This is a genomic window from Parvibaculum sp. (assembly GCF_046297875.1).
In the GTDB taxonomy this organism is placed as follows: domain Bacteria; phylum Pseudomonadota; class Alphaproteobacteria; order Parvibaculales; family Parvibaculaceae; genus Parvibaculum.
Genome location: NZ_JBKBHD010000001.1, coordinates 2399721 through 2424697, shown reverse-complemented (window position 1 = coordinate 2424697; position 24977 = coordinate 2399721). Strand labels below are relative to the sequence as shown.

Below are 24977 nucleotides of genomic sequence, written 5' to 3'. Positions count from 1 at the left end.
GGGGCTTTCACAGACACGATATTTGCCGCTGCTTCAGTCGCCGCTGCCCGCTTCATAGGCTTCAAGCGCGGACTTGGCGTCAGCGACGCTTTCTTCCTGCGCCTGCCGTTTGAAACTGCGCACCATCAGCGTCGCCTGCTTGATCTCGGCGGGTGCCATCACTTCTGAGAGCCGTTCGATCGCCCCTGTCGCGAGGCGAGGAAAGCCGCCCTCGATCGCAAGCTGGTAGTACATGTAGGCGCGCACATTGTCCTGCGGCACGCCAGCACCATCCTCATACATGGTGCCCACGTTGTACTGGGCGCTCGGATGGCCCTGCTTCGCCGCTGCCTCGTACCAGATTGCAGCGAGACGGACATCCTTCTCCACTCCGATGCCCTGATCGTAGAACGAGGCAAGATCGAGCTGTGCCCGCATGTCGCCGCCTTTTGCGCCGAAGGTCTGGTACTCGACAGCCGCCGGTATGTCGCGCTCGACGACCTTGGCGTCGAGATACTCCTCGCCCAGCCGGAATGCCGCGCCTGCATCCTTGTTCACTTCCACCGCGCGCTTCCATTCGGCAATTGCCTCTGGATAAAAGCCGCGCTGGTAGAGGTCTTCACCGGAGGCCTCGTTGGGCTGCCCTTCGATGGAGGGGTCAGGCTTCGACGGATCGACCGTTTCAGTATCGGCCAGCACAGGACGCGCATGAACCGACGTCATCGCCGTATAAAACGCCGCGCCCGCAAGCAACATGGCGGTTGTCACCGCGATGATCGCAAGCGCTTTGCCGCTTTCGCGCTTTTCTGCTACCCGAACAAGGTGCATGTCTTCCTCCCTGCGGAACTCTCCGGGCGGGGCGGCCAAACCGCCCCGTTTCCCTCAGGCCCGTTTTCTCACCTTCCATAATCGGAAAGCCGGAGCCAAAGCCCAAATTAAAGATTGGTCAGGAAACGAGCCGAAATATGGCAGCCCTGTGGCTCAACTTCCGTGCGACGAGCGGAAGCCCGTCAGGAAGCTCCCAAGATTGGGCCCGAGTCCGTCGCAGAGATAGCCGCCTTCCTGCACCAGCACAGTCGGCAGGCCGAGCTTGCCGATCGCCTCGCCGATCCGCCCGAATCCCTCCGTCGTGATGGCGAAGCCGCCCTGCGGATCGTCCCTGAAGGCGTCGAGCCCGAGAGCCACAACGAGTGCACCCGGCGCAAACGCGCGGATACGGCTGAACGCATCTCCAAGCGCCGGCATATAGGCCCGGTCGTCGGTGCCGCGAGGCAGCGGCAGGTTGTAGTTGTAGCCAAGCCCCGCCCCCTCGCCGCGTTCATCGGCATGGCCCCAGAAGAACGGATAGAAGCGCACAGGATCTGCATGGATCGACACGGTCAGAATGTCCGCGCGGCCATAGAACATGCTTTGCGTGCCATTGCCGTGATGAACGTCCACATCGAGGATCGCAACACGATCATGCACGCCGCGCAGCACCTGCGCCGCAACGCCCGAATTGTTCACATAGCAAAAGCCGCCAGCCATATCGGCGAAGGCATGATGCCCCGGAGGCCGGCTGAGTGCATAGACGGACTTCGCCCCGCCATCGCGCACCATCAGCGCCGCTTCCACTGCCGTATCGGCGCTGCGCCTGATCGCGGGCCAGCTCCCCACCGCGATCGGGCAGGCGCCATCCGCCATGTGATAGCCCGCCTGCGCCACGGCCGATGCCGGATAGGCTCCGTTTCGCCGGTCTGGATGAATCCCCGGCACCACCTCGTCCGAGCCACCCTTGATGCGAAGCCAGCGTTCGTGAATGGTCGACAGAAAGGTGATGTACTCGGGAGTATGAACCGCCGCGATCGGCCCGAGCCCGCGATCGGCCGGCACCAGATGCTCAAGCCCCGCACCTGTCGCCGCCACGAAAAGCCTGTCCGCCCGTTCCGGCACTTCCGGGTTTTCCTCCACTACACCGTTCACGAGAAAATGACGCGGGTAATGCCCTTTCTGCGCGGGATCGAATACGACTTTCATCGGCGTGCCTTTCGGGATGGATCAATACGGGAGATGCGCGAATGGCGATCCCGGCAGGACTCGAACCTGCAACCGACAGATTAGAAATCTGTTGCTCTATCCGGTTGAGCTACGGGACCGGAAGTCCGGATTCAATGCGTCCAGAGCTCCTGGCGGCCGAACTTGAAATTGTCGGCATAGGCCTTGATCGACCGGCGCAGCGCCTTGGGCTCGAACACCTGATACTCGATACCGTGCTTCTCGGCATAGGCGACCGCTTCTTCCTTGCTGTCGAAGCGAAGCGTCACTTGCGCATTCATGTCGCTGGAACTCGTCCAGCCCATCAGCGGCTCGACCTTGCGCGCGCTGCCGGGCTCGAAATCGAGAACCCATTTTCGGGTCTTTGCGCGGCCGGATTGCATCGCCGTCTTGGCCGGTTTGTATATGCGGGCGCGTGCCAAATCAGTCCCCTTGCACATTTTCCCCGTCTTATGGGGAACGTCGCGAAATCTTTTTCTTATCGCCCCAAAACCGACGAAAAGGCAAGCCATAACAAGGCTGTCGCCAGCCCCCCGGCGATTTGTCCCAGAGGCCAAGGGAGTATCCAGAATGACCCAGCCCGAGCGTTACATCGGCCGTGAGACGGCCAGCGCCATGCTCGCAGAACGCGGCTTCAACACCCACGATATCGAATGTGTACTCGATCTCGCCGGGCCGGTGGCCCGCAACGGCGCCGAAGTCTGGCCGGCCGACCTTGTCGAACGGGTCGCCGCACGCGCCTGGTGGCTCGGCCAGCGCGAAGCCGGCATGGTCCTGCCGGCCGCAGCCTGAAAAGGCAATAACGGCAAAAGCCAAGGGAGCCTCGCGGCTCCCTTTTGCATTTCTGCGATTTCTTGTGATTGGTCGGGGCGGAGAGATTCGAACTCCCGACCCTCTGGTCCCAAACCAGATGCGCTACCAGGCTGCGCTACGCCCCGACATTTGCCGCCTGCAATACACCCGAACGGCCCCGGGCTCAATCCGGCGCCTTGTGCCGGGCCATGACTTTGAAAACGCCGCTCGCCTTCAGCACCGGGCGGCTGCCGACGAAAAGCTCCGCTTCGCAAAAGGCGACCGACTTCGTTGCCCGCGTCACCCGCGCCGTGCCCTCGAGCCAGTCGCCCGGCCGCGCGGATGACAGAAAATCCGAGTTCATCCGCACCGTCAGCGCCACCATCTGCGTTTCCCGCCAGACGGCGGTCCCGAGCAGCCCGTCCGCAAACGCCATCAGCATCCCGCCATGCGTGATGCCGCGCGAGTTACAGTGCCGCTTCTTTACGCGCACCCCGTGCCAGAATCCATCTTCTGTCACCTTGTGATAGAAGGGGCCATTATGCGTCGTATAGGGGCCGCGGCTCGTAGACGGCACATACCCGTCCGGCGGATTGTCGTTTTCGGTATCTGTCATCGGATTGCGGTGATGAAAACGGCCACAGCTGAAATGCGGTCTTTGGCCCTATAGCACGTTCAATTCGCGAACAGGAACGATCAAGCACTTAATCTGGCTTGATCTCCGCGACCATGAGCCCTTTGGGACCTTCGCCGAAACGAACGGTCACTTCCTGCCCCGGCACCAGATCGCGAATCCCGAAACGCCGCAGCGTTTCCATATGGATGAAGATATCGGGAGTGCCTTCACCCCGCGTCACAAAACCGTAGCCGCGTGCCCGGTTGAACCACTTCACCACTGCGATCTCGAATTCGCCGATCGGCACTACACCCGACAGAACCGAACGATTCGCCGGCCGCTGGCTTGCGCCTGCCGGTTTGACCGCCGTCGTCTCGTCTACATCGATGACCCGGACGGCCTGATTCCCCTTGGCGCGGCGCACCGCCTCGCAAGTTACGGTCGCGCCCTCCTCGAGCGCGTCCCTGCCAGCCTGCTTCAGACATGACAAATGCACGAGAACATCATCGCGTCCGTCATCCGGAATGATGAAGCCATAACCCTTGACCGCATCGAACCACTTGACGATACCCGTGACCTCGAAAGACACGTCGACGGAATCCGCCGTACTTTCCAAACGTTCTTCCATCCCCACCACGTAAACATCCGGTCGGCCAATATTGCATGGCCTCAGTATTGCCGCTCCGGATCCCCTCACTGGTCCGTGGTTCCTCCCCCAAGGACCCCCACTTTAGATTATGACAACTATAACAGTGTGCGCTTGACTTTAAAAGCGGTCCGCTGCGCGGAAATCGACGGGCGGATTTCCGGTCTTTCTTGCCCTCCGCCCCCTACCCATTGCATATTCGAACGATCAAAAAGGGGCTCCGACGCGTCAGGCGACCCGTCTCGCCGGTCGCACACTAGTGCGGCTACCGGTCACTTGCGGCCGGATCGCTGGCAGCCCTTCATGGCCGTTCGTGCCGGAATTCGCAGGGAGAATGATGACAAAAGCACTCGGGTTGCTTATCGGCTTGTTTGCGCTCTGGCTGGCTTTGTCCGGCTATTTCAAGCCGTTCCTGCTTACGATCGGCGTCCTGTCCTGCCTTTTCACGCTCATTCTCGCCCGGCGCATGAAGCTCCTCGATGATGAGGCGGTGCCGCTTCAACTGCGCCTTTCCCTGCCGCTTTACTGGAGCTGGCTCGGCGGCGAAATCTTCAAATCGGCATGGGCCGTTTCGAAGATCATCCTCTCGCCGCGCATGGCGGTCAGCCAGCAGTTCATCGCTGTCGAAAGTCCTCTCAAGACCGATATGGGTCATGTGATCTTCGCAAACTCGATCACCCTGACGCCAGGCACAGTGACGGTCGAGGCCGCGCCGGGGAAATTCCTCGTCCATGCCCTGACGGATGAGGCGGCGGGGCCCGAGGGATTCGCCGAAATGTCGCGACGGGTGGCGGCTGTGGAGACGCGCTGACATGTACATGTTCCTCGCAATCACCGCGGCGCTTTTTGTCGCCGTCATTCTCGTCCTGGTTCGGCTCTTTGCGGGGCCGACCCTTTATGACCGGGTATTGGCCGTAAACACCTTCGGCACCTTGACCGTGCTGATTCTGAGCGCGCTTGGCTTCGTTACCGAGCGGCCGGACTTTCTCGACATCGCCATGCTCTATGCGCTTGTCAATTTCGTCAGCACCATCGCGATCCTGAAATTCTTCCGCTATCGCTCCTTTGGCCGCATCCGGCCCGAAACGGAGGAGGGTTGATGGATCCCGCCCTGATCGAACTCGCCCGCGATCTTGCAACCGCCATCGCCTTTCTTGTCGGCGGCGGCTTCATCCTCGTCGGCTCGCTCGGGCTCATCCGTCTGCCCGACATATGGGCACGCTTTCATGCAGCCGGCATCATCGACACTATCGGCGCCGAACTCATTCTGATCGGCATGATGTTCCAGACCGGTCTGACCCAGACGACGTTGAAACTCATGCTCATCGGCCTGTTCCTCTTCGTCACCGGACCGACCGCCACTCATGCAGTCGCCAACGCCGCCTTCATTGCAGGCATCAAGCCGCAACGCCTGAAGCGCAATGAAGCCGAAACGGTTCTCGGCGACGACACTCCGGAAGGAATGAAGGCATGAACGCCAATCTCGTCGGCATCGCCATTATCGACATCGTCTTTTTCACGCTGCTGGTACTTACCGCGGTTGCCATCATCCGTCAGCGCAGCCTATTTGCCGTCGCGATGCTTTCCGGCGTCTTCAGCCTTCTGTCCGCCGGCCTTTTCGTCACGCTGGACGCAATGGACGTCGCCTTTACGGAAGCAGCCGTCGGCGCGGGTATATCGACGGTTCTGATGCTCGGCACGCTTGCCCTGACTGACAAGGACGAAACGAAACCGAAGCGCTCCGCACTACTCCCGCTTCTCGTCTGTTTCATCGCCGGCGCCGCGCTCGTTTACGGCACCCTCGATATGCCGCCATTCGGTGCGGCAGACAATCCGGTCCAGACTCATGTCGCGCCCGAATATCTGGAACGCACACCGACGGATATCGGCATCCCAAACGTGGTCGCTGCCGTCCTCGCAAGCTACCGCGGCTTCGATACTCTGGGTGAGGTCGTCGTGGTCTTTGCGGCGCTGGTAGCCGTCCTTCTGATGCTCGGCACCACCGGTCGTCCTGCAAACAAAAGAAATAAGGAGTAGACCCGTGGAACATCACTCCATTCTCCGCGTCGTCTCCAAACTGCTCATTCCGCCTATGCTGGTCTATGCGCTTTACGTGCAGTTCCACGGCGAATACAGCCCCGGCGGCGGTTTTCAGGCTGGCGTCGTCTTCGCCGCTGCGTTCGTCCTCTATTCGCTGGTGCATGGCATTGACGCTCTGACGAGAGTCGCGCCGCCGCGCGTTCTTCATGTGCTGGCAGGCATCGGCGTACTCATATTCGCCGGCACCGGCATCGTCACAATGTTACTCGGCGACGCCTATCTCGGTTACTACGCACTGGCCGAACACCCGCAGCACGCTCAGGAATGGGGCATTGTCGTGGTCGAGTTCGGCGTCGGTATGACTGTCGCGACCGTCATGCTTTCCCTCTTCATTGCCTTTGCGAGCCATACCCGCAAGCTCGGCGACAAGGACTGGTAATGTCGGAACTTGGCATCGACCTCGACTTCATCCTCGGCCGGTACAACTACTGGCTGTTCTCCGTTCTGATGATGACAGGGCTCTACATCACTGTCAGCCGCGGCAATCTCATCAAGAAGATTGTCGGCCTGAACATTTTTCAGACCGCCGTTTTCATGCTCTACATCTCGCTCGGCAAGATAACCGGCGGTACGGCGCCCGTTCTTACAGGCGACCCGGATACCGTCTATTCCAATCCCCTGCCCCACGTACTGATCCTGACGGCCATCGTCGTCGGCATCGCCATAACGGCAGTTGCGCTCGCCCTCGTCGTGCGTATCAAGGAAACCTACGGCACCATCGAGGAAGACGAAATTCTGCAACTGGAGCACGACATGGACTTCGGTAATGGTTCGCCGCACGGAGGCCGCCGGGCATGATCGCTCTGATCGAACAGCATCTTCCTGCCTTGCAGGTGGTCATTCCGCTCGTCGCCGCTCCGCTCTGTATGATGCTCGGCCGCGGCGGCCTTGCCTGGATCTTCGCAAGCATCGTCGCTCTGGCCACATTCGCCGTTTCCACTGCGCTTTTCGCCCAGGCCTATGGCGGCACCATCCTCTCCTATCACATGGGTGGATGGGCGCCCCCGCTCGGCATCGAATACCGCGTCGACATTCTCAATGCCTTCGTGCTGTTGATCGTGTCGGGCAGCGCCGCGCTCGTCCTGCCCTATGCGCGCCGGAGCATCGCAGCCGAAATTCCGGCAGAGCGGCAAGCATTGTTCTACACGGCATTCCTGCTTTGCATCGCGGGCCTTCTGGGCGTGACGATCACGGGCGACGCCTTCAATGTCTTCGTCTTCCTCGAAATTTCTTCGCTTGCAACTTATGCCCTCGTCGCATCGGGCGCCTGGGTGAACAAGCGCGCGCTCACCGCCGCCTACAACTACCTCATCATGGGCACGATCGGCGCGACCTTCTTCGTCATCGGCATCGGCATGCTCTACAGCGTCACCGGCACGCTGAACATGGCCGACCTTGCCGTCCGCATAGCCGATCATGGCGACAGCAGCACGCTGCGTATGGGCTTCGTTCTCATCCTGCTCGGCATCGGCCTGAAGCTCGCCATGTTCCCGCTGCATCTCTGGCTGCCGAACGCATATGCTTACGCGCCCTCGGCTGTAACCGCCTTCCTCGCCGCAACGGCCACGAAGGTTGCGGTCTACGTCATGCTGCGCTTCATGTTCACCGTGCTTGGCTTCGACTACGAGTTCCAGGCCGACACGCTGCGCATGGTCGTAATGCCGCTCGCGATCATCGCGATGTTCGCCGCCTCGCTGGTCGCCATCTTCCAGGACGATCTGAAGCGGATGCTTGCTTATTCGAGCATCGCGCAGATCGGCTACATCCTGCTCGGCCTGACCTTCCTGAACGAAACCGGCATCACCGCTTCAATCGTTCACTTGTTCAATCACGCCGTCACAAAGGCTGCCCTGTTCATGGTTGCAGGCTGTTTCATCTTCTCCGCCGGCACGAGTTCGATTTCGAAACTCGCCGGTATCGGCCGCGACATGCCCTGGACGACGGCAGCTTTCGTCGCAGGCGGCTTGAGCCTTATCGGCCTTCCGCTCACAGTCGGCTTTATCAGCAAATGGTATCTCGTTCTCGCCGCGTTCGAACTCGGCTGGTGGCCTGTCGCGCTGATGATCATGGCTTCGTCGCTTCTCGCCATCATCTATGTCTGGCGTGTCGTCGAGACTGCCTACCTGCAGCCCGCGCCCGAAGGCGTCACCCGCAAGGAGGCACCGCTCTCCATGCTGATACCGACATGGACATTCGTGGGGCTCTCGGTTTGGTTCGGCGTCAATGCCATGCTTACCACCACCGCCGCCGGCCGCGCCGCCTCCGCGCTGATCGGCTCATCGCATATTCTGTGGAAGGACTGACGCGATGAGCAACGAGAACCTGCTGCTTCTTGCCATTGCCATTCCGGCACTGACACCCTTTCTGCTGGCGTTGTTCGGCAAACGTCCCGACCTGCGCGACGCGATCAGCGTTGCCGCCTCCATCGCCACATTCGCCGCCGTACTCCATCTTCTGCTTGCGGTGATCGACGGCGCTCGGCCTGCCATTTCCATCATTGAGGTCATGCCCGGCCTCGTTCTCGGCTTCGAGATCGAACCACTTGGTATGCTCTTCGCCACGGTCGCCTCCGGCCTCTGGATACCGACCTCGCTCTATTCCATCGGCTATATGCGCGGCGCGCATGAAAAGAAACAGACCCGTTTCGCCATCTGCTTTGCCATTGCCATTGCGGCCGCCGTCGGCATCGCCTTCTCAGGCAATCTCTTCACGCTCTTCATCTTCTACGAAGTGCTGACAATCTCGACCTATCCTCTGGTGGCTCACAAGGAGACGCCGGAAGCGAAGAAAGGTGCGCGCACCTATCTCGCCATCCTGATGACGACGTCGATCCTGTTCCTGCTGGTCGCCCTCATCTGGACCTGGAACATCACCGGCACCACGGAATTCCGCGCCGGCGGCATTCTCGAAGGCAATATCGACCCGGCGCAAGTGCCCTTCCTGCTTGCGCTCTTCGCCTTCGGCATCGGCAAGGCGGCGCTCATGCCGTTCCATCGCTGGCTGCCGGCCGCAATGGTCGCGCCGACGCCTGTCAGCGCGCTGCTTCATGCTGTCGCCGTCGTGAAGGCCGGCGTCTTCACCATGCTCAAGGTCGGCACCTACATTTTTGGCGTCGGCTTCCTGAGCAAGACTGGCGCCGCAGACTGGCTGATGTGGCTTGCCGCCGCCTCAATCCTGATTGCCTCAATCATTGCCATCACCAAGGATGACCTGAAGGCCCGGCTCGCCTATTCGACAGTGAGCCAGCTTTCCTACATCACGCTGGGCGTTGCTTTGGCGACGCAGATGGGCGTGGTCGGCGGCGCCATGCACATCGCCACCCACGCTATGGGAAAGATCGCGCTCTTCATGTGCGCCGGTGCGATCTATGTCGCCGCCCACAAGACCAAAATCAGCCAGCTTGACGGGCTTGGCCGCAAGATGCCCATTACCTTCTTCTGCTTCACCATTGCGGCCTTGAGCATCATCGGACTGCCACCGTTCGGCGGCGCCTGGAGCAAATGGTATCTGATGATCGCCGCCGCCGAGACGAGCCATCTCATCATCATCGGCGTCCTCATGGTGAGTTCGCTTCTGAACGTCGCCTATCTTCTGCCGATCCCGGCCCGCGCCTTCTTCCTGAAGTCGAAGGACGATGGCGCGAATGACAAGATCGAGGAGGCGCCGCTCTTCTGCCTCCTGCCCATCTGCTTTGCCGCGCTCGGATGCGTCGTCCTCTTCTTCACCATTGGCGCGCTCTACGAATATCTGTTGAGTATCCCCATTCTGCCGGAGAGCCAGCCATGACCGGTTCGTCCGATACCACCACGACCAACGACAAGGCACTGCTCGGCGCAATGCTGCTCGGCATCGACACCGCCCGCGCCGGACGCATCGTCTCGTGGCTTCTCGCGCTGGTTTGCGTATTGCTAGCCGCAGTCGATTTCATCTGGCCGCTTCACGGCTATTTCGAGATCGAGGAACAGCCGGTCTTCTATGGCTGGTTCGGTTTTCTCGTCTGCATCGCGCTGGCCATATTTGCGAAATTTCTCGGCCTGTTTCTCAAGCGCCGGGAAGACTATTACGGCCCGCTATCTGTGACGTCGGAAGAACACCCGGCCTCGGATCTCGCACGGGAGACGGCCGATGCCTGAATATTACACACCCGCCCTCGCCTATATTGCCGCGGCAATTCTCGCTCCCTTCGTCCCGAAGGGCTTTCTTCGTGGCCTCTACCTGATGCTCGTCCCGATCGCAGGCATACTCATCTTCTGGGGCCTGACGCCCGGCACCTACAATGCCTTCAATGTCATGGGCATGCAGATAGGCCTGATGCGGGTCGACGCGCTATCTCAGATATTCGGCCTTGCCTTCTCGGCCGCGGCCATACTAGCCGCCCTGTATGCTTGGCATCTGCGCGATACGGTCCAGCAGGTTGCAACGCTGCTCTATGCAGGTTCGGCTATCGGCGCGGTATTCGCCGCCGACCTCATCACTCTATTTGTTTTTTGGGAAGGCACCGCCATTGCATCCGTCTTCCTCATCTGGGCCCGCCGCACGGAAGGCTCTTTCGCCGCCGGTATGCGCTACCTAATCATCCAGATCGGCTCCGGCGTTATCCTGATTGCGGGCATCGTTCTCTACTACCGCGAGACGGGCACGATTTCCTTCACTGCGATGGAACTTGGCAGCCCCGCCACCTGGGCGATCCTCACCGCCATCGGCATCAAGTGCGCTTTCCCCTTCCTGCACAACTGGATGCACGACGCCTATCCCTCCGCGACCGTTACCGGCACGGTGGTGCTGTCGATCTTCACCACCAAGCTTGCGGTATATGCCCTGCTGCGCGGATTCCCCGGCACCGAACTGCTGATCTATGTCGGCGTCGCAATGGCGCTTTTTCCGATCGCCTTTGCCCTGCTCGAGAATGATCTGCGCCGTGTCCTCACCTATTCGCTGAACAGCCAGCTCGGCTTCATGGTTGTCGGCGCAGGCATCGGCACGCCGCTCGCCATCAACGGCGCCGCCGCTCATGCCGTCGCCTCGATCTTCTATCAGGGCTTGCTCTTCATGAGCATCGGCGCGGTCTTCTTCCGCACGGGCACCGCCCGCGCCACGGCGCTCGGCGGCCTCTACCGCACCATGCCGCTCACCATGAGCTTCTGCCTCATCGGTGCGGCATCTATATCGGCGCTTCCCTTCACTTCCGGTTTTGTCTCGAAATCGCTCATCCTCAGCGCCAGCGGTTATGAGGAAATGTTCTATGTCTGGCTCGCGCTGCTGGTCGCCTCCACCGGCGCGATACTTCACACAGGCCTCCGCCTTCCCTATCTCGCCTTCTTCGGCTCGGACAGCAGCCTCCGGCCGAAGGAAGCGCCTGCCGGTATGTTGCTCGCAATGGCCTTCACGTCCGCCCTTTGCGTTGCGATCGGCGTTTTCCCCGGCGTGCTTTACGGCTTGCTGCCTAACGATGTGAAATACGAACCTTACACATTCTCGCATATCATCGTGCAGCTGCAGCTTGTCGCCTTCGTCGCGCTCGCTTTCACACGCGCGGTCAAGATCGGCTTCCTGCCGAAGGTTGAGCGCGTCACCATTGTCGATTTCGACTGGACCTATCGCCGCTTGTTGCCTGCCATTCTTCGCAACTTGCGAAGCGGTATCGGCACGCTCTGGGGCAACGCCAGCTACAACATCAATACCCGGCTGAACCATCTCGTTGCCGCCGTCTTCCATCTGCATGGTCCCCATGGTCCCTTCGCCCGCACTTGGCCCACAGGTTCGATGGTCATGGTAGTGGCACTTCTGCTAGGTATGACCCTGGTCTTGACCTACCTATAATGAAAGGCGGCGCGTTCCGGCGCGCTTCAGTCCTGCACAAAAGGGAGACGGCTCATGGAAATGTCGGGCGAATACAGGATTCCGGCGCCGCGCGAAGATGTATGGGCCGCGCTCAACGACCCCGAAATCCTGCGTCAGGCCATCCCCGGCGCGGAGTCGGTGGAAAAGATCGCCGATGATGAATTCGAGGCTGTCGCCAAGGCGAAGGTTGGCCCGGTCAGCGCGCGCTTCAAGGGCAAGGTCAAGCTGACGGATATCGACCCGCCGAACGGCTACACCATTTCCGGCGAAGGCAATGGCGGTGCAGCAGGCTTCGCCAAGGGCTCCGCCAGGGTAACGCTGACGGAAGCCGATGGCGGCACACTCCTCGCCTACACCGTCTCTGCCCAGGTCGGCGGCAAGCTCGCCCAGATCGGCCAGCGTTTTATCGACTCCACCGCCGCCCGCATATCCGAGGAATTCTTCGACAATTTCTCGAAACTTACCGGCGGTGCAAAGGTCGAAACCGTCCCTGAAGGCGAAATTCCCGAAATCGTCGATGAAATGGCCCACGGCATTCCGGTGAAGTCGCCGGACCGCGACGCGATTTCGCCGACCGGCGTGCCTCTCACGCCTGATGCCGAAGCAGGTTTCAGCCTTTCGCCATGGCTCTGGGGCCCAGTGCTGATAATTGCTCTCATCTTGCTGGTCTGGTTCATCTGACCTCCGAACCATTCCCAAGCCCGCGCTTGACGCGCCGGTAGCGAAAGTCGAGACTCGAAAAAACGTTGCGGAAAACGATATTCCGCCAGAGGCCAAGCCATTGAGGGAGGTAGTTGCATGCCGGTTGTATCCATGACGGTCAACGGCAAGCCGGCCAGCGCCGATGTCGAGGCGCGCACGCTGCTTGTCCAGTTCATCCGCGAGCAGCTCGGCCTGACCGGCACCCATGTCGGCTGCGACACAAGCCAGTGCGGCGCCTGCGTCGTTCATGTCGATGGCCGTGCCGTGAAATCCTGCGCCATGCTCGCCGTGCAGGCCGAAGGCACTGACGTCCTCACGATCGAGGGCCTTGCAAGGAACGGCGAACTGCATCCGGTTCAGGCTGCCTTCCGCGAACATCACGGGCTGCAATGCGGCTTCTGCACCCCCGGGATGATCATGACGGCGGTCGACATGATCCGGCGCATCCCCGATCTCGACGAGGAAACGGTGCGCGACGAGCTCGAAGGCAACATCTGCCGCTGCACCGGCTACCACAATATCGTGAAGGCGATACTCGCCGCATCGCAGGAGATGCGCTGACAAGACGGAAACTGGCAGGGAGGAGGCCATTCCATGTCCGACGCAGCGAATGAAGGCATCGGCAAGCCGGTCCGGCGCAAGGAGGACTTCCGTTTCATCACGGGCAACGGCCACTACACGGACGATATTTCCCGCCCGCGCCAGACATATGCCTGCTTCCTGCGCTCGCCCCACGCCCATGCGCGTATCCGCTCTATAGACACATCCGAAGCTGAGAAGGCGCCGGGCGTGCTCGCCATCTTCACCGGACGCCACGTCGCCGATGACGGGCTCGGCGGTCTCATCTGTGGCTGGACCGTCACCTCGAAAGACGGCACGCCGATGAAAGTCGGCGCGCATCCGATCCTCGCGCTCGATACGGTGCGCTATGTCGGCGATCACGTCGCAATGGTCGTCGCCGAAACGCTGGCCGAAGCCCGCGCCGCATCCGAACTTATCGACGTCGATTACGAGGCGCTGCCCGCCACCGTTTCGCTCGCCGCCTGCCAGGACAAGCATGCAGCGCAAGTCCATGCCGAAGCGCCGCGCAACATCTGCTTCGAGTGGGAACTCGGCAACAAGGTAGAAACAGAGGCCGCCTTCGCCGGGGCCGTGCGCGTGGTCAAGCTCGACCTCACCAACAATCGCCTGATCCCCAACGCAATGGAGCCTCGCGCTGCCATCGGCGAATACGACAAAGGAAGCGGCATCTACACGCTCCATACGACAAGCCAGAACCCGCATGTCGCCCGCCTCGTTCTTTCCGCTTTCGTTGGCGTCGCGCCGGAGCACAAGCTGCGCGTCATCGCACCCGATGTCGGCGGCGGCTTCGGCTCCAAGATTTTCATCTATGCAGAAGAAACCGCCTGCGTCTGGGCGGCGGCGAAGGTCGGCCGCCCTATCAAATGGACAGCGGACCGCTCCGAAGCTTTCCTCTCCGATGCGCATGGCCGCGATCATCTGAGCCATGCCGAACTCGCGCTCGACGCAGACGGAAAATTCCTCGGTCTCCGCGTGAAGACAATCGCCAATCTCGGCGCCTATCTCTCGACCTTCTCCGCCGCTGTGCCGACCTATCTCTATGGCACACTGCTTTCTGGCCAATACTACATTCCAGCGATCTATGTCGAAGTCGATGGCGTCTATACGCATACCGCCCCCGTGGACGCCTATCGCGGTGCAGGCCGCCCGGAAGCGACCTTCCTCGTCGAACGCATCGTCGAGACGGCCGCCCGCGAAACCGGTATCGACCCGGCTGAAATCCGCCGCCGCAATTTCGTCCGCAGCTTCCCTCACCAGACGCCCGTCATCATGAATTACGACACGGGCGATTATCAGGCCTCGCTCGAGGCTGCCCTTGCAGCGGCCGACTACAATGGCTTTCCGGCGCGGAAGGCGGACTCTGCAAGGCGCGGCAAGCTGCGCGGCATCGGCATTTCCTCCTATATCGAAGCCTGCGGCATAGCGCCTTCCGCCGCGGTCGGTTCGCTTGGCGCAGGCGTCGGCCTCTGGGAAAGCGCGGAAGTCCGCGTGAACCCGACAGGCAATGTCGAAGTCCTCACCGGCTCGCACAGCCACGGTCAGGGCCATGAGACGACCTTCGCCCAGCTTGTCGCCTCGCGCCTTGGCATTCCGCTCTCGAATGTCGAGATCGTTCATGGCGACACGGACAAGGTGCAGTTCGGCATGGGCACCTATGGCTCGCGCTCCGGCGCCGTCGGCATGAGCGCCATCGTCAAGGCACTTGACAAGATCGAGGCCAAGGCGAAAAAGATCGCTGCCCATCTGATGGAAGCCGCTGTCGAGGACATCGTCTTCGAGAATGGCGCCTTCACCGTGCAGGGCACCGACAAGTCGCTCGCCTGGGCCGAAGTCTCGCTTGCCGCATATACCGCGCATGGCTTTCCCTCCGGCGAGATCGAACCCGGCCTCAAGGAAGGCGCTTTCTACGACCCCACCAACTTCACCTTCCCAGCCGGTGCCCATGTCTGCGAAGTCGAGATCGACCCCGATACCGGCATTGTCGAAATCGTGAAATTCGTCGCGGTCGACGATTTCGGCACCATCATCAATCCGATGATCGTCGAAGGTCAGGTGCATGGTGGCATCGCACAGGGCATCGGTCAGGCGCTGCTGGAACATGGCGTCTACGATCCTTCCGGCCAGCTCGTCACCGGCTCCTATATGGATTACTGCATGCCCCGCGCAGACGACCTGCCGAGCTTCACCCTCGGATTCACGAAAACCGTCTGCCCGTCGAACCCGCTTGGCATGAAAGGCTGCGGCGAGGCAGGCGCCATTGCCGCGCCGCCCGCTGTCATAAATGCCGTGACGGATGCGCTCGGCATCCGCAACATCGAAATGCCCGCAACGCCCGCGCGTGTCTGGCAGGCCATTCAATCCGCCGTCCCGCGCGCCGCCGCCGAATAAGGAGCCGAGAATGTACCAGTTCAATTATGAGCGCCCCAAAACGCTGGCGGATGCGGAAGCCCTGCTCGCAAAGGCGGACGATCCGAAAATCCTCGCAGGCGGCCAGACGCTGATCCCCACGCTAAAGCAGCGCCTCGCCATGCCAAGCGACTTGATCGACATTGGCGGCATCGGGGAACTCGATTTCATTCGCGCCGAGGGCGATGCCGTAATGATCGGTGCCGCGACGCGCCACGCAACGGTCGCCCAGTCCGCCGATGTGAAGAAGCACAATCCGGCATTGGCGGCACTCGCAGACGGCATCGGCGATCCCGCCGTCCGCCATATGGGTACGCTCGGTGGCTCGATTGCCAACAACGACCCGGCCGCGGACTACCCCGCCGCCTGCCTCGCGCTTGACGCCAAGATCCACACCACGAAGCGTCTCATCGTGGCGGATGAATTCTTCAAGGGCATGTTCGAAACGGCGCTTCAGGATGGCGAGATCATCAGGGAAGTGACCTTCCCCCATCCCGAAAAAGCGGCCTATATGAAGTTTCCGAACCCGGCGTCCCGCTATGCGATGGTCGGCGTCTTCATCTCGAAAGGCCCTTGGGGCGTCCGCGTCGCCGTCACCGGCGCAGGACAGAACGGCGTCTTCCGGGTCGCCGAGATGGAGGAGGCGCTGGCCAAGAACTGGTCGCCCGATGCGGTCGCAAACATCAAGCTCCCAGCAAAAGGCATGAACTCGGACCTCCACGGCACCGCCGAATACCGCGCCCACCTCGTCACCGTCATGGCGAAACGCGCTGTCGCGGCGGCCGGCTGACTTGGCGAGTGAGGCCGCCCGGCCTAGATTGAGCAAATGAACCTGCCTTCCAATATCGACGAAACCGTCGACCTCCTCGCGCGCGGCAACTATGTCGCCGATCGCTCGCTTGCGACCGTCATCTTCCTCGCCCTGAAGATGGGCCGCCCCCTGCTGCTCGAAGGCGAGGCGGGCGTCGGCAAGACCGAGATCGCCAAGGTGCTGGCTGACGCGCTTGGCCGCCGCCTCATTCGCCTCCAGTGCTATGAAGGCCTCGATACGGGCGCCGCCGTCTATGAATGGAACTATCAGGCGCAGATGATCGAGATCCGGCTCGCCGAAGCCGAAGGCGTCGAGGACCGTGCCGAACTCGGCAAGGATGTCTTCTCCGAACGCTTCCTCATCCGCCGCCCCATCCTGCAGGCGCTCGCGCCCGCCGTCGAAGGCCCGCCCGTGCTGCTGATCGACGAACTCGACCGGACGGACGAACCTTTCGAGGCGTATCTTCTCGAAGTGCTTTCGGATTTTCAGGTCAGCGTCCCCGAAATCGGCACGATCAAGGCCGAACACCCGCCCATCGTCATCGTGACGTCCAACCGTACCCGTGAAATCCACGACGCGCTGAAGCGGCGTTGCCTCTATCATTGGGTCGATTACCCGGACGCAGCCCGCGAACTCGCGATCCTGAAACTGAAGGCGCCGCACGCCTCTGAAAATCTCTCGCGCGAAATCGTCGCCTTCGTACAGAAACTGCGCAGCCTCGATCTCTATAAAAATCCCGGCATCGCCGAAACGATCGACTGGACAGACGCCTTGACCGCGCTCGATGCCGTCTCGCTCGACAGAGAGGTCGTGAACGACACACTGGGCGCACTCCTCAAATATCAGGACGACATTGCCCGCGTCGCGGGCAGCGAAGCCGCGCGCATTCTCGAGGAAATCCGCCTCGCCGCCCGGGCGGCGGAGTAAGGGCGCGCCGTGGCGACGGGCCGCCTCGCCGAAAACATCGTCCATTTCGCGCGCATCCTGCGCCGCGCCGGGCTGCGCGTCGGCCCGCGCCAGGTACTTGATGCGGTCGAGGCCGTCGAGACGGCAGGCATTGGCACTCGCGAGGATTTCTACTGGACGCTCCGCGCCACGCTCATCAAGCGCCACGAGGAACACGAAATCTTCGATCAGGCGTTTCACGTCTTCTGGCGCAATCCAAAGCTCCTCGACAAGATGATGTCGCTGATGCTGCCGGAAATCGAAACCCCGCCTGGCACCAGCGATGATGAGAAAAGCCGCCGCCTCGCAGAAGCCCTCTTCGGCGAAACCGCCCCCCGCGAGCTGGAAGAATCCGAAATAGAGATCGACCGCAGCGAGACCTTCTCCGGCGAGGAAGTACTCCGCGAAAAGGACTTCGAGAAAATGTCGCTCGCAGAGCTCGCCGAGGCGAAAGCGGCCATCGCCCGCCTACGCATCCACCGCGACGAAATCCTCACCCGCCGCACACGGCCCTTGGCAAACGGACCGCAGATCGACATGCGGGCAACGCTGCGCGCCACGCTCCGTTCCGGCGGCGTTATCCCGCTGAAGCGACGCGCGCCGCGCCGCCGCCCGCCGCCGCTCGTCGTGCTTTGCGACATTTCGGGCTCCATGTCAGCCTATGCCCGCATCTTCCTGCATTTCCTCCACGCTCTGGCCAATGACCGCAGCCGCGTGCATGTCTTCCTCTTCGGTACCCGCCTCACCCATGTCACCCGTGAGCTGAAGCACCGCGATGTGGACGAGGCACTCGCCCGCGTCGCCGCCCGCGTCGAGGACTGGGACGGCGGCACCCGCATCGGTGAAACGCTGCACCGCTTCAATGTAGACTGGGCCCGCCGCGTACTCGGCCAGGGAGCGACCGTGCTTCTGGTGACAGACGGGCTCGACCGCGATGCCGGCGAAGGCGTCGCCCCCGAGATCGCCCGGCTCCATCGCAGCGCCCGGCGCCTCATCTGGCTGAACCCGCTGCTCCGCTATGCACGCTTCGAGCCGAAGGCGCTCGGCGTGAAGGCCCTGCTGCCGCATGTGGACGAGTTCCGCCCGGTCCATAACATCGCCTCGCTGGCCGCACTGGTCGAGGCGCTCTCCTATGCCCATATCGAGCGGAAACCGGAACGGAGGGCTGCATGACGAGCCACGACGATGTGCTGGAGGAAGCCGCCCACTGGCTCGGCCACGGCCGCCGGGTTGCGCTCGCCACCGTCATTGAGACCTGGGGCTCGGCCCCGCGCCCGGTCGGCAGCCAGCTCGCCATCCGCGACGACGCCACATTCGTCGGCTCCGTCTCCGGCGGCTGCATCGAGGGCGATGTCGTCACCCGCGCCCTCGAAACCCTCGAAACCGGCAGGACGGAACTCCTCGAATATGGCGTCTCGGACGCGATGGCCTGGGAAGTCGGCCTCGCCTGCGGCGGCCGCATCCGCGTCATGGTCGAGCCGGTGAAAGCCTGAAATGGACGCCGGGCTCCTCAACGAACTCGTCCGCGCCCGCGCCGAAAAGCGCGCCTTGGTGCTCGCAACAAGATTAACGGACGGAATCCAGAAACTCGTATATCCATCTGATAAATCGCAAGAAAGCTGGTTAATTAATGCGATACATGAGGTGCTTTCGAGCGACAAGGGAGCCGTGGTTACCGCCCCTGACGGCACCGAATGGTTCCTCAATCCGTTCAACCCGCCGCTCCGGCTGATCCTGGTCGGCGCGGTCCACATCGCCCAGCCGCTGGCAGAGATCGCGGCGCTGACAGGCTATGACGTGACGCTGGTGGACCCGCGCACCTCCTTCGCCTCTGCCGAGCGCTTCCCCGGCATGACGCTCATGACGGACTGGCCGGACGAGGCCATGACCGCCCTCGCGCCCGACACCCGCACCGCCATCGTCACCCTCACGCATGACCCGAAGCTCGACGACCCGGCCCTGAAGGCGGCGCTTGCGAGCCCCGCCTTCTATATCGGCGCACTTGGCTCCAAGAAGACCCATGCCGCCCGCGTGGCCCGGCTGGCGGAAGCGGGCTTCGCCGAAAGCGATATCGCCCGCATTCACGGGCCGGTCGGCCTCGGCATCGGCGCGAAAAGCCCGGCCGAAATTGCCATCTCCATCATGGCCGAGATTACGGAGACGCTCCGAACATGATCTTCGGCGAAATGACACTGGACGAGGCCGAGGGCGCGATCCTCGCCCATTCGCAAAAGGCGGGCGCCGAAACCTTCAAGAAGGGCCGCGTCCTCGCCCGCGCCGACATAGCGGCGCTGAAGGGAGCGGGCGTCGCCCACGTCACCGCCGCCCGGCTCGGCCCTGACGATGTCCCGGAAGACGAAGCCGCCGCCGCGCTCGCCAGCGCGCTGGCCGGCAAGGCCATCAAGGCAGCCGCCGCCTTCACCGGTCGCGCCAATCTTCATGCCGAAGAGGCTGGCGTCCTCGAAATCGACGCCGCCCGCATAGACGCCATCAATGCGATCGGCGAGGCGCTCACCGTTGCCACGCTCGCCCCCTTCGAGACGGTCGCGCCCCGCCAGATGCTCGCCACCGTGAAGGTGATCCCCTTCGCCGTCCCCCGCGGCGAACTCGACAAGGCGCTGGAGATCGCCCGCCTCGGCCCGGCGCCGATGGCGGTTCACCGCTTCGAGCCGCGCCGCGCAGGCCTCGTCGCGACGCTCCTCCCCGGCACCAAGGAAAGCGTGGTCGACAAGAGCCGCGCCGTCCTCGAAGCCCGGCTTCAGGCGATGGGCGGCACGATCGCCTGCGAGATCCGCACGCCCCATTCGCCAAACGCCGTCGCCGATGCTATCGGCGCGCTGCTTGAGGACGGTCTCTCGCCCATCCTCGTCTTCGGCGCCTCGGCGACCGTCGACCGGCGCGACGTCGTGCCCTCCGGCATCGTGCGGGCAGGCGGCGATATCGTCCATTTCGGCATGCCGGTCGATCCAGGCAATCTGCTGCTGCTGGCGCGGCATGGTGAGACGCCTGTCATCGGCCTGCCCGGCTGCGCCCGCTCGCCAAAGCTCAACGGCTTCGACTGGGTGCTCGCCCGCCTCGCCGCCGGCATGGACGTCACGCCGAAGGACATCATGGGCATGGGTCTTGGCGGGCTCCTGAAGGAAATCCCGACCAGACCGCAGCCCCGCGAAGGCGGCAGCACGGCGGCCTCATCGCCCCGCATCGCCGCGCTCATCCTCGCCGCGGGCAAATCGAGCCGTATGCAGGGCCCTAACAAATTGCTTATGGAGGTCGGCGGCAAGCCGATGGTCGCGCATATCGTGGACGCCGCGCTTGAGAGCAGCGCCAGCCCCGTCATCGTCGTCACAGGCAATGCAGAAACGGAAGTCCGCGCCGCGCTTTCAGGCCGCACCGTCACCTTCATCCATAACCCCAATTATGCCGATGGCCTCTCGACCTCGCTACGCGCTGGCCTCAGCGCCCTGCCGGACGATGCCGATGGCGCGCTTGTCTGCCTCGGCGACATGCCGGATATCCGGAGCGCCCATCTCGACCGGCTGATCGCCGCCTTCGACCCGGAAGAAGGCCGCACCATCTGCGTGCCGACCGTCGCCGGCAAGCGCGGCAACCCCGTCCTCTGGGGCCGCGACTGGTTCGCCGCCATGATGGACGTGAAAGGCGATACCGGCGCCAAACACCTGATCGGCGAAAACGAAGACGCCGTCTGCGAAGTGCCGATGCCGGACGACGCGGCGCTCAACGACATCGACACACGGGCCGAACTTGAAGCGCGACTTTAAGGCCATCGAAAACGGCGTTCTCGGTACCTCTAAAAAACCCAGGTGGAAATTTCTCAAGACACCCGTAGACATCCTCACCAGATGCCTCGATAGATCTGCATGTCTCCGATATGAGAAGGCTAATCCCCAATAGCGCCTGTGCGCGTGACATCGTGGAAACACGATGCACCCCCCACTCCGCCACTATCGAATACTCAATCGAGTCATCACCTTTCTTGTTCCTGCGAAAAACCACCCCTTCACAAGTATCAATCGAGAATTCACCTCGCGTTGTCAGGTCATGCAAGCTTGAGATTGCTTGATAGAGAAGACGGAACGCATCCACTGTTGTTTCGATGTGCGATGAGGTCACAGATACATCTATGATGAAGTCCCTGAAGGCATATCGATATCGGTGATTTTTCCCCGATCGTCAAAATGGGTATAGATGGACCTCGCCGCCCTCACTTCGATGACCAATGGATTTACTTTTTCCAACGAAATTTTCTTTCATATGTCCAAGTAGACAAGGTGGGGCCTTATCAATTCACGTTTGCAAGATTACCCCACTGCGGGCCGCAAGAGACAGACTGTTCTCCTCCCGCTTCACTTTGCCGAGTTCGAACACCGGCTCGCCCGTGCCCTTCGGCAGCGCATATGACGCCGCTTCCGCACCGAGATTGAAGACGCAGATGAGATTCTCGCCCTCGCCCTCCCGCGTGAAGACGAGAAGCTTCCCGTCCGCATCGAGAAACGAAATCTCGCCGAGCCGCAGCGCCGGATGTGCCTTGCGGAAGGCGACCGCTTCCCGCGCATGCGCGAGGACGGAACTTTCATCCGCTGCCTGAACATCTACCGCGCGGACCTTGTGATAGTCCGGGATCGGCAGCCAGGGCTTGCCCGAGGTGAAGCCCGCACCCGGCGCTTTCGCCTCCCAGGGCATGGGCGTGCGGCAGCCATCGCGCCCCTTCATCCAAGGGTAGTAGAGGTCGCCCACGGGATCGCGAATATCATCCCAGTCGAGATCCACTTCCGGCAGGCCCAGTTCCTCGCCCTGATACATCAGCACATTGCCCTTGAGCGTCAGCAGCAGCGTGAGCGCCAGTTTCGCGAGCGTGTCGTCGCCTTGGCCCCCGCCCCAGCGCGTCACGGGGCGCGGCACGTCATGGTTCGAGAAGGTCACGCAGGGAAAGAGGTCTTTCAGCGGCGCGAGACGCTTCTCGTAATAAGCACGGAAGACCGACGGCTCGAAGCTCCAGTCCTCAATGAAGTCGAACGTGTAGCCGGTGTGAAGCCGCTCCGGCCCGCCCGCATAGAGCCCGAACATTTCCGGCCGCTCGGAAAACTCGCCGAAGGCAAGCCGGTCGTCATATTCGTCCAGCACCTTGCGCACGCGCTTCATCGCCCACTCGTTCTCGGGCATGTTTGAATCATGGATGTGCTGCTGCAAGCGCGGCGCATGCGCCCAGTCCATGAATTCGCGCTTCTCCATCGGCAGCGGCGGATTGTCGGTCAGCTTCGCATCGTGCAGATAGGCATTCGCCACGTCGAGGCGGAAGCCGTCCACGCCCCGGTCGAGCCAGAAGCGCAGCACATTCATGCAGGCATCCACCACTTCCTCATTGTGGAAGTTGAGCTTCGGCTGGCTCTTCAGAAACTTGTGGTGGTAGTACTGCCGCCGGACGGGGTTCCACGCCCAGGCCTGCCCGCCGAATGCCGACAGCCAGTTGTTCGGCACCGTGCCGTCTTCCTTCGCATCGGCCCAGACATACCAGTCCGCTTTCGGATTGCTCGGCGATAGCTGGCTCTCCTGAAACCACGGGTGCCGCTCCGATGTATGCGCCAGCACCTGGTCCACGATCACCTTGATGCCGCGCCCATGCGCTTCCTTCACCAGCCGGTCGAAATCTGCAAGCGTCCCCATCTCCGGCGCGACATTGCAATAGTCCGACACGTCATAGCCGAAGTCGCGATTGGGCGAGGGATAGAAGGGCGAGAGCCAGATCGCCTCCGCGCCGAGCGCCGCCACATAATCGAGCTTCTCCTCGATGCCTTTCAGGTCGCCCACGCCGTCGCCATTCGTGTCGCGGAAACTGCGCGGGTAAATCTGATAGATGACCGCGCCCTTCCACCATTCCGTCTTCCCAGCCGCCACGATGCTTCCTCTTCTGCCGCCTTGACCTTCAGCCCTTGTCCCCACACTCTCACGGCCAGACAAGAACTGACAATATCGTTTTCTGGGGGCCCATGCCGCGCAGCATTCTGATCACTGACATCGCCCATTTCGTCGGCGGCCCGTCCGCCCGCGCACTGCTGGCCGAAGGCGCCAACGTCTATGGCATGGATGCGAGCTTCGGCGACGCCGCCGCCAGCGCCGCCTTTGAGGCGAAACTGCCCGGCGTGAAGGCGCTTGCCGCCCGCACCCCCGAAAAGGCCGTCGCGGACGTCATGGAGGCCGAGGGCCGCCTCGACGTTCTCATCAACAATGATGCCTGGCCTGCCGTGCGCGGCCCCGTGGACGAGGCGACCGACAAGGACATGCACGAAACCTTCGAGGCGCTTGTCTTCAAGTCCTTCGCCATGACGCGCGCCACCGCGCCGCTCATGAAAAAGCAGAAGGCGGGAAAGATCCTCTTTCTCTCATCCGCCGCACCCTTGAACGGCATTCCGAATTACAGCCTCTATGCCGCCGCCCGCGGCGCCGCCAATTCGCTCGCACTGACGCTTGCGAAGGAGCTCGCCCCTTTCAACATTCAGGTGAATGCGCTCGCTTTCAACTTCATCGAAAGCCCGGACTATTTTCCGGCCTCACTCTTGGAAAATCCGAAAGCGCGCGAAAAGATACTCGGCAATATTCCGCTTGGCCGCCTCGGCAGGCCGGAGGAAGCGGCCGCCATCGTCGCCTTCCTCGCCGGGCCACACTCCGATTTCATCACCGGGCAATTGATCCCGGTCGCCGGCGGCTGGGCCACCGCGCGCTAGTTCAGCATCACGATGGGCGCGAGCGCCGGCCCGATCTCATCATGGATCACAAGGTCGGCGATCGGGTCGAGCTCCGTCGGTTCCCGATTGAGGATGGCGAGCATCGCTCCGTTGCGCTTCGCCAGAATGGGAAAGCCCGCCGCCGGATAGACCTGCAGCGACGAACCTATGGCGATGAAGAGATCGCAGCCAAGCGTTGCCTCATGCGCGCGGTTCATCTCTTCTTCCGGCATCGCCTGTCCGAACGAGATGGTGGCCGATTTCACGATGCCGCCGCAGCCAAGGCAGTCTGGCGCCGCGCCGGATACGTCGAACATCTCCCGCACCCAATGAAGCTCGTGCCGCTCGCCGCAATCGAGGCATTTGGCATAGGTGCCGTTGCCATGCAGCTCGATGATCTTTTCGGGCGGAATACCGGATGCCTGATGCAGATTGTCGATATTCTGCGTGATGACATGACTGGCCTTGCCCATGTCCACCAGCTTCGCAATCGCCATATGTCCCTTGTTGGGCTCGGCCTGCTTGATCGTCCTGTCGATCTCGAACTTCCGCCGCCAGGCTTCGGCACGGATTTCGGCGGAATTCACGAAGTCCTGAAAGTCGATGGGCGCCATCTTGGTCCAGAGCCCGCCGGGGCTGCGGAAATCGGGAATGCCACTTTCCGTGCTCACCCCCGCCCCGGTGAAGATCACCACGCGATGCGCTTCCTCGATGGCCCGTTTCAGTTCGTTCGACATTTTCGTCCCGTTTCTTTGACCTTGCCGCCAACCTGTTGAATCATGT

General features: G+C 62.0%; 27 protein-coding genes, 2 tRNA genes and 1 pseudogene. 21 read left to right on the top strand and 9 right to left on the bottom strand.

The annotated features are described in order from the left end of the window. Window positions 1–33: 33 nt before the first annotated feature. From ACK4FH_RS12050 to ACK4FH_RS12035, 4 genes are all read right to left on the bottom strand, one after another. Complete coding sequence (locus tag ACK4FH_RS12050; RefSeq protein WP_409813968.1) at window positions 34–807, bottom strand: tetratricopeptide repeat protein; 774 nt, start codon at window positions 805–807, stop codon at window positions 34–36. Between the two features lie 153 nt (window positions 808–960). After that, window positions 961–1995 carry a histone deacetylase family protein gene (locus tag ACK4FH_RS12045; protein WP_409813965.1) on the bottom strand — a complete coding sequence of 345 codons (1035 nt, stop codon included), beginning with the start codon at window positions 1993–1995 and terminating at the stop codon, window positions 961–963. Between the two features lie 42 nt (window positions 1996–2037). Continuing rightward, window positions 2038–2114: transfer RNA gene (locus tag ACK4FH_RS12040), tRNA-Arg, on the bottom strand. A gap of 12 nt (window positions 2115–2126) precedes the next feature. Next, the gene (locus ACK4FH_RS12035; protein ID WP_409813963.1) at window positions 2127–2435 is read right to left on the bottom strand and encodes an ETC complex I subunit; all 309 of its coding nucleotides are present in this window, start codon (window positions 2433–2435) and stop codon (window positions 2127–2129) included. Window positions 2436–2583: 148 nt separating this feature from the next. Between ACK4FH_RS12035 and ACK4FH_RS12030 the strand changes: the two genes are divergently transcribed. After that, the gene (locus ACK4FH_RS12030; protein WP_409813960.1) at window positions 2584–2805 is read left to right on the top strand and encodes a hypothetical protein; all 222 of its coding nucleotides are present in this window, start codon (window positions 2584–2586) and stop codon (window positions 2803–2805) included. 69 nt (window positions 2806–2874) lie between these two features. Here the strand turns inward: ACK4FH_RS12030 and ACK4FH_RS12025 are convergent. The 3 genes from ACK4FH_RS12025 to ACK4FH_RS12015 all read right to left on the bottom strand — a co-directional run bounded on the left by ACK4FH_RS12025 (window position 2875) and on the right by ACK4FH_RS12015 (window position 4049). Beyond that, a tRNA-Pro gene (locus ACK4FH_RS12025) sits at window positions 2875–2951 on the bottom strand. A gap of 38 nt (window positions 2952–2989) precedes the next feature. Continuing rightward, window positions 2990–3421, bottom strand: a complete 432-nt coding sequence (locus ACK4FH_RS12020) for a PaaI family thioesterase (protein WP_409813957.1) — start codon at window positions 3419–3421, stop codon at window positions 2990–2992. 88 nt (window positions 3422–3509) lie between these two features. Further along, window positions 3510–4049, bottom strand: coding sequence for a cold-shock protein (locus ACK4FH_RS12015; RefSeq protein ID WP_409813955.1), 540 nt, complete (start codon window positions 4047–4049; stop codon window positions 3510–3512). Window positions 4050–4401: 352 nt separating this feature from the next. Here ACK4FH_RS12015 and ACK4FH_RS12010 point away from each other — a divergent pair, with 352 nt between their 5' ends. From ACK4FH_RS12010 to ACK4FH_RS11920, 19 genes and pseudogenes are all read left to right on the top strand, one after another. Then, window positions 4402–4878 (top strand): Na+/H+ antiporter subunit E, encoded by a 477-nt coding sequence (locus ACK4FH_RS12010; protein WP_409813952.1) that lies wholly within the window; start codon window positions 4402–4404, stop codon window positions 4876–4878. Window position 4879: 1 nt separating this feature from the next. Beyond that, window positions 4880–5167: a monovalent cation/H+ antiporter complex subunit F gene (locus ACK4FH_RS12005; protein WP_409813950.1), complete on the top strand. Its 288-nt coding sequence runs from the start codon at window positions 4880–4882 to the stop codon at window positions 5165–5167. Beyond that, window positions 5167–5541 (top strand): monovalent cation/H(+) antiporter subunit G, encoded by a 375-nt coding sequence (gene mnhG / locus ACK4FH_RS12000; protein ID WP_409813948.1) that lies wholly within the window; start codon window positions 5167–5169, stop codon window positions 5539–5541. The genes ACK4FH_RS12005 and mnhG overlap by 1 nt, the downstream gene beginning before the upstream one ends. Continuing rightward, window positions 5538–6104 (top strand): DUF4040 domain-containing protein, encoded by a 567-nt coding sequence (locus ACK4FH_RS11995; RefSeq protein WP_409813946.1) that lies wholly within the window; start codon window positions 5538–5540, stop codon window positions 6102–6104. The genes mnhG and ACK4FH_RS11995 overlap by 4 nt, the downstream gene beginning before the upstream one ends. A gap of 4 nt (window positions 6105–6108) precedes the next feature. Next, window positions 6109–6546 (top strand): Na(+)/H(+) antiporter subunit B, encoded by a 438-nt coding sequence (locus tag ACK4FH_RS11990; protein ID WP_409813944.1) that lies wholly within the window; start codon window positions 6109–6111, stop codon window positions 6544–6546. Continuing rightward, window positions 6546–6965, top strand: a complete 420-nt coding sequence (locus ACK4FH_RS11985; RefSeq protein ID WP_409813943.1) for a cation:proton antiporter subunit C — start codon at window positions 6546–6548, stop codon at window positions 6963–6965. Before ACK4FH_RS11990 ends, ACK4FH_RS11985 begins: the two co-directional genes overlap by 1 nt. Beyond that, the gene (locus ACK4FH_RS11980; protein WP_409813940.1) at window positions 6962–8470 is read left to right on the top strand and encodes a monovalent cation/H+ antiporter subunit D family protein; all 1509 of its coding nucleotides are present in this window, start codon (window positions 6962–6964) and stop codon (window positions 8468–8470) included. Before ACK4FH_RS11985 ends, ACK4FH_RS11980 begins: the two co-directional genes overlap by 4 nt. A 4-nt stretch (window positions 8471–8474) precedes the next feature. Continuing rightward, the gene (locus ACK4FH_RS11975; RefSeq protein ID WP_409813937.1) at window positions 8475–9953 is read left to right on the top strand and encodes a monovalent cation/H+ antiporter subunit D family protein; all 1479 of its coding nucleotides are present in this window, start codon (window positions 8475–8477) and stop codon (window positions 9951–9953) included. Further along, window positions 9950–10300 (top strand): hypothetical protein, encoded by a 351-nt coding sequence (locus tag ACK4FH_RS11970; RefSeq protein ID WP_409813935.1) that lies wholly within the window; start codon window positions 9950–9952, stop codon window positions 10298–10300. Before ACK4FH_RS11975 ends, ACK4FH_RS11970 begins: the two co-directional genes overlap by 4 nt. Beyond that, the gene (locus tag ACK4FH_RS11965; RefSeq protein ID WP_409813933.1) at window positions 10293–11987 is read left to right on the top strand and encodes a Na(+)/H(+) antiporter subunit D; all 1695 of its coding nucleotides are present in this window, start codon (window positions 10293–10295) and stop codon (window positions 11985–11987) included. Before ACK4FH_RS11970 ends, ACK4FH_RS11965 begins: the two co-directional genes overlap by 8 nt. A 54-nt stretch (window positions 11988–12041) precedes the next feature. After that, a pseudogene (locus ACK4FH_RS11960) lies at window positions 12042–12479 on the top strand (SRPBCC family protein); the annotation flags it as partial. A 327-nt stretch (window positions 12480–12806) separates the two neighbouring features. Then, window positions 12807–13271: a (2Fe-2S)-binding protein gene (locus tag ACK4FH_RS11955; RefSeq protein ID WP_409813930.1), complete on the top strand. Its 465-nt coding sequence runs from the start codon at window positions 12807–12809 to the stop codon at window positions 13269–13271. A 33-nt stretch (window positions 13272–13304) separates the two neighbouring features. Then, window positions 13305–15680 carry a xanthine dehydrogenase family protein molybdopterin-binding subunit gene (locus tag ACK4FH_RS11950; protein WP_409813928.1) on the top strand — a complete coding sequence of 792 codons (2376 nt, stop codon included), beginning with the start codon at window positions 13305–13307 and terminating at the stop codon, window positions 15678–15680. 10 nt (window positions 15681–15690) lie between these two features. Next, complete coding sequence (locus tag ACK4FH_RS11945; protein WP_409813925.1) at window positions 15691–16488, top strand: FAD binding domain-containing protein; 798 nt, start codon at window positions 15691–15693, stop codon at window positions 16486–16488. Window positions 16489–16524: 36 nt separating this feature from the next. Beyond that, window positions 16525–17436, top strand: a complete 912-nt coding sequence (locus tag ACK4FH_RS11940) for an AAA family ATPase (RefSeq protein ID WP_409813923.1) — start codon at window positions 16525–16527, stop codon at window positions 17434–17436. Between the two features lie 9 nt (window positions 17437–17445). After that, window positions 17446–18627: a vWA domain-containing protein gene (locus ACK4FH_RS11935; protein WP_409813921.1), complete on the top strand. Its 1182-nt coding sequence runs from the start codon at window positions 17446–17448 to the stop codon at window positions 18625–18627. Beyond that, a complete protein-coding gene (locus ACK4FH_RS11930; protein ID WP_409813919.1) occupies window positions 18624–18947 on the top strand; it encodes an XdhC family protein in 324 nt (107 codons plus the stop codon). The genes ACK4FH_RS11935 and ACK4FH_RS11930 overlap by 4 nt, the downstream gene beginning before the upstream one ends. A 1-nt stretch (window position 18948) precedes the next feature. Then, a complete protein-coding gene (locus tag ACK4FH_RS11925) occupies window positions 18949–19629 on the top strand; it encodes an XdhC family protein (protein WP_409813917.1) in 681 nt (226 codons plus the stop codon). Continuing rightward, window positions 19626–21233 (top strand): NTP transferase domain-containing protein, encoded by a 1608-nt coding sequence (locus ACK4FH_RS11920; RefSeq protein ID WP_409813915.1) that lies wholly within the window; start codon window positions 19626–19628, stop codon window positions 21231–21233. Before ACK4FH_RS11925 ends, ACK4FH_RS11920 begins: the two co-directional genes overlap by 4 nt. A gap of 526 nt (window positions 21234–21759) precedes the next feature. On the opposite strand, the gene ACK4FH_RS11915 is transcribed toward ACK4FH_RS11920, so the two are convergent. After that, window positions 21760–23367 (bottom strand): alpha-amylase family glycosyl hydrolase, encoded by a 1608-nt coding sequence (locus ACK4FH_RS11915; protein ID WP_409813912.1) that lies wholly within the window; start codon window positions 23365–23367, stop codon window positions 21760–21762. Between the two features lie 92 nt (window positions 23368–23459). Between ACK4FH_RS11915 and ACK4FH_RS11910 the strand changes: the two genes are divergently transcribed. Further along, complete coding sequence (locus tag ACK4FH_RS11910) at window positions 23460–24194, top strand: SDR family oxidoreductase (protein WP_409813909.1); 735 nt, start codon at window positions 23460–23462, stop codon at window positions 24192–24194. Here the strand turns inward: ACK4FH_RS11910 and ACK4FH_RS11905 are convergent. Continuing rightward, window positions 24191–24931, bottom strand: a complete 741-nt coding sequence (locus tag ACK4FH_RS11905) for an SIR2 family NAD-dependent protein deacylase (protein WP_409813908.1) — start codon at window positions 24929–24931, stop codon at window positions 24191–24193. The two genes, ACK4FH_RS11910 and ACK4FH_RS11905, sit on opposite strands and share 4 nt — an antisense overlap. Between the last annotated feature and the right edge of the window lie 46 nt (window positions 24932–24977).

Bases quoted from the DNA above. Each gene is read 5' to 3' on its own strand.
- ACK4FH_RS11925 (WP_409813917.1), top strand. From the start codon at position 18,949: ATGGACGCCGGGCTCCTCAACGAACTCGTCCGCGCCCGCGCCGAAAAG.
- ACK4FH_RS11965 (WP_409813933.1), top strand. From the start codon at position 10,293: ATGCCTGAATATTACACACCCGCCCTCGCCTATATTGCCGCGGCAATT.
- ACK4FH_RS12020 (WP_409813957.1), bottom strand. From the start codon at position 3,421: ATGACAGATACCGAAAACGACAATCCGCCGGACGGGTATGTGCCGTCT.
- ACK4FH_RS12045 (WP_409813965.1), bottom strand. From the start codon at position 1,995: ATGAAAGTCGTATTCGATCCCGCGCAGAAAGGGCATTACCCGCGTCAT.
- ACK4FH_RS11995 (WP_409813946.1), top strand. From the start codon at position 5,538: ATGAACGCCAATCTCGTCGGCATCGCCATTATCGACATCGTCTTTTTC.
- ACK4FH_RS11975 (WP_409813937.1), top strand. From the start codon at position 8,475: ATGAGCAACGAGAACCTGCTGCTTCTTGCCATTGCCATTCCGGCACTG.
- ACK4FH_RS11910 (WP_409813909.1), top strand. From the start codon at position 23,460: ATGCCGCGCAGCATTCTGATCACTGACATCGCCCATTTCGTCGGCGGC.
- ACK4FH_RS11980 (WP_409813940.1), top strand. From the start codon at position 6,962: ATGATCGCTCTGATCGAACAGCATCTTCCTGCCTTGCAGGTGGTCATT.
- ACK4FH_RS11950 (WP_409813928.1), top strand. From the start codon at position 13,305: ATGTCCGACGCAGCGAATGAAGGCATCGGCAAGCCGGTCCGGCGCAAG.
- ACK4FH_RS11940 (WP_409813923.1), top strand. From the start codon at position 16,525: ATGAACCTGCCTTCCAATATCGACGAAACCGTCGACCTCCTCGCGCGC.
- ACK4FH_RS12030 (WP_409813960.1), top strand. From the start codon at position 2,584: ATGACCCAGCCCGAGCGTTACATCGGCCGTGAGACGGCCAGCGCCATG.
- ACK4FH_RS12050 (WP_409813968.1), bottom strand. From the start codon at position 807: ATGCACCTTGTTCGGGTAGCAGAAAAGCGCGAAAGCGGCAAAGCGCTT.
- ACK4FH_RS11945 (WP_409813925.1), top strand. From the start codon at position 15,691: ATGTACCAGTTCAATTATGAGCGCCCCAAAACGCTGGCGGATGCGGAA.
- ACK4FH_RS11970 (WP_409813935.1), top strand. From the start codon at position 9,950: ATGACCGGTTCGTCCGATACCACCACGACCAACGACAAGGCACTGCTC.
- ACK4FH_RS11985 (WP_409813943.1), top strand. From the start codon at position 6,546: ATGTCGGAACTTGGCATCGACCTCGACTTCATCCTCGGCCGGTACAAC.
- ACK4FH_RS12005 (WP_409813950.1), top strand. From the start codon at position 4,880: ATGTACATGTTCCTCGCAATCACCGCGGCGCTTTTTGTCGCCGTCATT.
- ACK4FH_RS11955 (WP_409813930.1), top strand. From the start codon at position 12,807: ATGCCGGTTGTATCCATGACGGTCAACGGCAAGCCGGCCAGCGCCGAT.
- ACK4FH_RS11905 (WP_409813908.1), bottom strand. From the start codon at position 24,931: ATGTCGAACGAACTGAAACGGGCCATCGAGGAAGCGCATCGCGTGGTG.
- ACK4FH_RS11930 (WP_409813919.1), top strand. From the start codon at position 18,624: ATGACGAGCCACGACGATGTGCTGGAGGAAGCCGCCCACTGGCTCGGC.
- ACK4FH_RS11920 (WP_409813915.1), top strand. From the start codon at position 19,626: ATGATCTTCGGCGAAATGACACTGGACGAGGCCGAGGGCGCGATCCTC.
- ACK4FH_RS12015 (WP_409813955.1), bottom strand. From the start codon at position 4,049: ATGGAAGAACGTTTGGAAAGTACGGCGGATTCCGTCGACGTGTCTTTC.
- mnhG (WP_409813948.1), top strand. From the start codon at position 5,167: ATGGATCCCGCCCTGATCGAACTCGCCCGCGATCTTGCAACCGCCATC.
- ACK4FH_RS12010 (WP_409813952.1), top strand. From the start codon at position 4,402: ATGATGACAAAAGCACTCGGGTTGCTTATCGGCTTGTTTGCGCTCTGG.